Source organism: Candidatus Aminicenantes bacterium, from assembly GCA_026393795.1.
In the GTDB taxonomy this organism is placed as follows: domain Bacteria; phylum Acidobacteriota; class Aminicenantia; order UBA2199; family UBA2199; genus UBA2199.
Genome location: JAPKZL010000240.1, coordinates 1 through 5,727 on the forward strand (window position 1 = coordinate 1; position 5,727 = coordinate 5,727).

4 protein-coding genes are annotated in these 5,727 nt (G+C 64.3%); all 4 read left to right on the forward strand.

The features are described 5' to 3' along the window. A partial coding sequence (locus tag NTW95_12410) for a hypothetical protein (protein ID MCX6558210.1) occupies positions 1-381 on the forward strand: 381 nt, incomplete at its 5' end. Next, complete coding sequence (locus NTW95_12415) at positions 378-2,699, forward strand: DUF3160 domain-containing protein (protein ID MCX6558211.1); 2,322 nt, start codon at positions 378-380, stop codon at positions 2,697-2,699. The genes NTW95_12410 and NTW95_12415, both read left to right, overlap by 4 nt. Next, a complete protein-coding gene (locus tag NTW95_12420; GenBank protein MCX6558212.1) occupies positions 2,699-3,760 on the forward strand; it encodes a CapA family protein in 1,062 nt (353 codons plus the stop codon). Before NTW95_12415 ends, NTW95_12420 begins: the two co-directional genes overlap by 1 nt. A gap of 79 nt (positions 3,761-3,839) precedes the next feature. Continuing rightward, the gene (locus tag NTW95_12425; GenBank protein MCX6558213.1) at positions 3,840-5,651 is read left to right on the forward strand and encodes a hypothetical protein; all 1,812 of its coding nucleotides are present in this window, start codon (positions 3,840-3,842) and stop codon (positions 5,649-5,651) included. Positions 5,652-5,727: the final 76 nt, after the last annotated feature.

Here is a 5,727-nt window from a genome sequence, read left to right on the forward strand (position 1 = left end):
CCGGGAGCGTCAGAGCCTCCCGAAGAACCCGGCGAGGGCCCGGTGGAAACCGTGGAACCCCTTCACCGGCGGCACGTACATCAGCACGCACCGCTTCGCGACCAGGTTCAGGCCCAACTCGCTGGCCAGGGCGAGGGCCTCGGGCGATTCGGCCCCCTGCTGCAGCCAGACGTTCCGGAGGCCTGCCGCAGCCGCCTCGCGGCATTGGAGCAAACGAAAGGTGAAAACTATGTTTTGCGCATTTACGACTGGTGCGGGTTCGGCTTCGCGGGCGACAGCGATCCCTTGAAGCCGAATTCGCGGGAAGAGGGCTTGGAAATATTGCGTGCGCTTCAATCCGGCGCGAGCTGGGAGGAAGCCACGGGGAGGAGGGGAAAATGAGACAGCCTTTGCTGGAGTGGGCGGTTTGGATCATGGCCATTTTTATTTCGGCAAGCCTTTGGAGTGCAGCGGCAAACGGCACGGGAATCTGGCCCGCCGCGACGCAGCGAAAGCTCGCCTGCCCGGACGTCCGGGGCAAGGACCTGCGCCTGGTCAAGCTGATGAAGAATGAAATATACGCCCGGCACGGCAAGTCATTTCAGACCGACTGGCTCCGGGAATATTTCGCGGCCCAGCCGTGGTATGCGCCCGACTCCGGCTATACGGATTCCAAGCTGACCAAGCTGGAGATTGAAAACGCCGCCTTCCTCGCTGCGTGCCAGAAGACCCTCGAGAAGGGGGGAACATGCTGCGCTCCCGTGGGGGATGAAGCAAAGGCTGGGATCGTAAACGCGAAGCGGTTCGGGGACTTCGCGAAGGAGGCGCAGCAAAAGATCGCAAGGGACGGCTTTGTCGTGCTGCCCGGCGCGAGAGGCAATTGGGAGCAATTTTTTCACGTCTATGAGAACAACGATTATCTCCAGGTCCCCAGTTTCATCACTTCCGATTCCATCCTTCACACCTTCCATATTTTCTTTGATTTCACGCTGCGCCAGGCCGAGGAAAAGAAGTTGCTGCCGGCGCTGGAGAGTCTGACGGACAGGATGCTCGCCACCTTGGCCCGGGACCGCCAGGAGGCCGTCCCGGCCATCGTCAAAACCGCGGCGACCCGCAACGAGGCTTTCCTTGCTGTCGGATATTCCCTCCTCCACGGGAAGCCTGCCGCCGGGGAGGGCGGCGCATCGCCGCTCGTTCAGGAGGAACTGCGGCTGATCAGCGCCGCCGCCGGCATGGCGCCTTCCCCGATCATGGGCACCGGCGTGGACTACTCCATGTTCAAGCCTCGCGGGCACTACACCCGCAGCGCCGATCTGAAGCGCTTCTTCATGGCCATGATGTGGTACGGCACGCTGCCCTTCAACCTGAGCTCCGGGGACGACCGGGTGCTCGTCATGGCGGCCCTGATCACCCGGAGCCTGTACGAGCCCGGCGGCGCCCTGGCTCTGTGGGAGACGGTCTACGAGCCGACGAAATTCTACGTGGGGATCGCCGACGACCTGACACCCCATGATGTTTGGGAAGCCATGGAGAACCGCGCGCCCACGCCCAAGCAGCTGTCCGACTCGTCTTGGCTCAACGCTTTTCGCGGCAAGCTGCTCGGGAGAAGCTCGGCGCGGGTGATCGGGAACGTGAACAACCCGGACCTGGCCCAGCCGGTGCAATTCCGCTTCATGGGGCAGCGCTACACCCCCGACGGCGAGGTCTTTCAGAACCTGACGAAGTACCCCGAAAGGCTGTTCCCCCGCGGCCTGGACCTGATGGCCGCCCTGGGCATCGGCGAAGCGGAGGCGATCCTGCGCGAGGTGTACAAGGAGGGGGAAGCCTGGCCCGCCTACTGGGGGAAGTTGGGAAAAGAAAGGGAGCGGCTCGCCGGACTGGCGCCCGAAGCCTGGAAGCAAAACCTTTATTTCAGCTGGATCCATGTCCTCAAAAGGGTGAATGAGGCGCCGGCCGGCGGCGCGCCGCCATTCAGGCGCACCCAGGCGTGGAAGCGCAAGTCGCTGATGACCTCCCTGGGCAGCTGGGCGGAGCTCCGCCACGACACGATTTTGTATGCCAAGCAGTCGGGCGCGGAATGCGGCGGCGGCGACGGCGACGAGGAGCCGAAATTGATCAGAGGATATGTCGAGCCGAATCCCTGGCTGTATACTGAACTGGGAGATCTGGTCCAGGCTTGCCGCGTCGGCCTCAATGAAAGAGGCCTGCTGACGCAGGATTTCGAGGCCGTGGCTCGCGCGCTCTCGGACCTTTTAAGTTTCATGAAGGACACGTCCGTCAAGGAATTAAAAGGCGAGAAACTGAGCGATATTGATTACCAGACCATCCGCATTTACGGCGCTACCCTGGATTACCTTACCACGCGCATGATGACCGGGGAGGGGGGGACCTTTGACGAGGTCGCCGGCCCTGACCGCAGCGTGGCGGTGATCGCCGATATCCACCGGGGCGGCGATCAGGTGCTCGAGGAGGCGGTCGGGAACGTCCAGGAGATCTATGTCGTCGTGCCGATCGAAGGGAAGCTCTACCTGACCCGCGGCGCCGTGTTCTCCTACTATGAGTTTAAGCAGCCGGTTTCGAAGCGCCTGTCCGACGAGGAGTGGCAGAAGATGCTGCGCGACCACGAGGCCCCGCCTTTACTTGAGTGGACGGACATGTTCCGCTGCGACGGGGAAAAAAGTGAGATGCCGGTGACCGAGGCTTATTCATCGGGATGCTGATGGCTTGGCTCTCCCGTTTGCTTGGCGGCATTCTTTGCCTTGTTCTCACAGGCGTCGTGTCGGCCTTGCCGGCCGGCGGCGCGGCGGAAGAGGTGGTGATCGTCGCCGGTGGAGATGTGCTGTTGGACCGCGGCGTACGCTCGGCGCCAGGTTTTGCCGGGGACGGCAGGGAGCTTTTTAAATTCATCCAGCCGGTATTGGCCGACGCCGACATCGCCTTCGCCAACCTCGAGTGCCCGCTCGCCAGCGAATGCTACTGCCTTCCCAAGGCCTATTGCCTCCGGGGCGATCCGGAAAAAGCGCAGGGATTGTCCGCCGCAGGCTTCGACCTGCTGACGCTGGCCAACAACCATGTGTACGATTGCGGCCGCGAGGCGATCAGCAGCACGGTTAGCGTCTTGACGGCTTGCGGCGTCCAGGTCGCCGGGGCGGGTGCCGATCTCGCCGCAGCGAGCCGCCCAGCGGTTTTCAACATCAGGGGGGTCAAGGTCGCCATTGCGGCCTTCACCCAGTTCCCGCTGGAGGGCCTGTGCTGGGATCCCGCCCGGCCGACGCCAGCGCTTTGTTCTTGCGCAGAAATGGCGGAGCGGGTCAAGAGGATCAGGAAGGACGTTGACCTGCTGATCGTGAGCATTCACTGGGGATTGGAGTATTCGCCGCTTCCCAGCGAGAGCCAGCTCGCGACGGCAAACGCCCTGGTTGAGGCCGGGGCCGATGTGATCGTCGGACATCATCCCCACGTGGTTCAACCCTGCGAAAAGATCGGTTCGCATTGGGTGGCGTACAGCCTGGGGAACCTGGTGTTCGATTCGCGTCGTCCCGAAGCCAGGCTGGCGGCGTTGATCGTGGTCCGCTTCAACAATAAGACGCGCGCACTGACGGTCCGGTTCCTGCCGCTGGAGATCAGGCAGGATCGTCCCGAGCCAGCGGCGGCGCCAGAGGAGCTGAAGATCGTCCGCTCCCTGAACGGCCTTGCCGAGGCGCAGGCATGGATGGCGGACGGAGGCCTGATTGCCCATGCAGGCGAAACACGGGTCTCCTCGGGCAAAGGCGCACCATGATCCGCGTCTTGCTTTTTTGCCGGGCTTTTTCTACAATGGAAACCCGGCCCGGCCCGGTCCGGAAGTCAAGGAGGTCGACATGAGTTCATCGGCGCGAGAGAAGCAGGACCTGATCGCCCAGTGGGCCTTTGACGCCCGCCCCATCCTCGGCCGCTTCCACATCTGGCTCGAGGACGTCGAGGTGGCCTGGATGCGCGGCGAGCCGGCTGAGGAGTTCACCAGCGACATCTCGTTCATGGAGGGCGGCATGGAGAGGCTCTTCGCCGTCACCGGAGCGGTGACCGCCCTGGGCACGCGCCTTTTCGGCCGCTACGGCGCGGGCAAGGGGCTCGACAAGTCGGGGCTCAACCAGGCCAAAAAGGAAGCCGACGCCATCTCGGCCTATGCCATGAGCGAGAGCCTGTGGTACCTCTCGCGCCAGCTTCCCGAAAACCACGCCATCATGGTCTGCGTCGGCGAAGGGCTGATGCCCAAGGCGGGGGAGACGCCGGAGATGGGCTCCAATCCCCAGCTCGGCTTCGGGCGCGTCTATGCCCGGCCGGCGGTGGCCCACTGGCTCGACCGCCATGTGGTGCGGCTGCTCAACCGCAAGGACTACGGCTGGGAGGAGTTCTACCGCGACATCAAGGCGGCCGGCATCACCATCTGGGGCGCGGCCATCGACACTTTGGAGAACACCTCGCGCTTTTCCAAGGGGGCCGAAAGCGGGCCGATGACCGTGCTGCACCTGTTCAATCAGCCGCTGGCCATCACCCGTCCCTATGAGGGCTACATGGGCAATCTGTTCCTGCCGGCGGCGGTGGCCGAGCGGGCAGCGCAGGAATCGATCCTCATCTCCTTCCGCACGCCGCGCCAGCAGGTGATGCGCGCCATCCGCATGACCTATCCCGACATCGCGCCCGAACGCGTCCACGTCTGGACCCTGGGCGGCAAGAGCCGCGAGGGGCGCATCGGCGAGCTGTGGCGGGAGTGGACGGCCGCCGGGGCGCACGTCGTCGAGGACGGCTTCAAGCTCCCGACCGGCATGGCCGCCTTCAACGAGTCGGGCACCTACGCCCCAACCTACCATATCGGCCCCTACGAGCAGGGCGGGGCGCGCCACCTGTTCGTGTGCGACGGCTACGCCGCTTCGGCCGAGGCCATCCAGGCCGCCAGCCTGGCGCCGATGCTGGGCTTGAACGCCTACATCTGCCCCTTCACCTCGACCTTCGAGGTGCCCTACAACCGCGAGCGCCTGGTGATGGGGCTCGATGCCGAAGGCGCGGACTTCCCGGCGCGGCTCGCTGAGGCGCTCGGCCGCACCGTTGACGCCGAAACCATTTCCCGCTTCCGGGCCATGATCGAGGACGCCCGCTGGGCCGGCATCCCGGTGCACAAGTCCTCGGTCGAGGCCGACGATTTCTTCCCCGAGAAGAAATGGGACGTGCTGGCCGTTTCGGGCTACATGTGCCCCGATCCCTATTCCGGGGCCCCCGGCGTCGAGGAGGTAGGGCCGGGCCGCTACAAGGTCGTGGTGCGCCTCGCCGGCTCGCGCGGCGACAAGCGCATCACCTTCACCCTGCGGCTGATGGAGACCCTGGAGCAGAGCTGGCTGGTCTTCAACCCGCTGCTCAGCCGCTTCATGGGCGGCGAGGACTACGCGCACCGGCCGGTGCGCATCTCCGACTCGGGGCGCATCCGCAACGAGCTGCAGACGCTCTGCTCGGAGGCGCTGGAATTCCCCCAGCAAGACCACATCCGCGTCCATTTCGACCGCATCCCGCCCGAAGTGATCCGCCCCGCCTCCCAGGTCAAGCTGCTGGAGATCCTGCGCTGGTACAAGAAGCACCACCCGATCTGGTTCTCCTGGCTCGACATCGCTCCCCCAAAGGGGACGGCGCAACGCGGTTGACGCCAGCGCCGAAAGGGAAGTAGGCGAAGCATCATCCCGAATTCCGAATGGAAAAAGCTAGAGCCTCATTGATGTT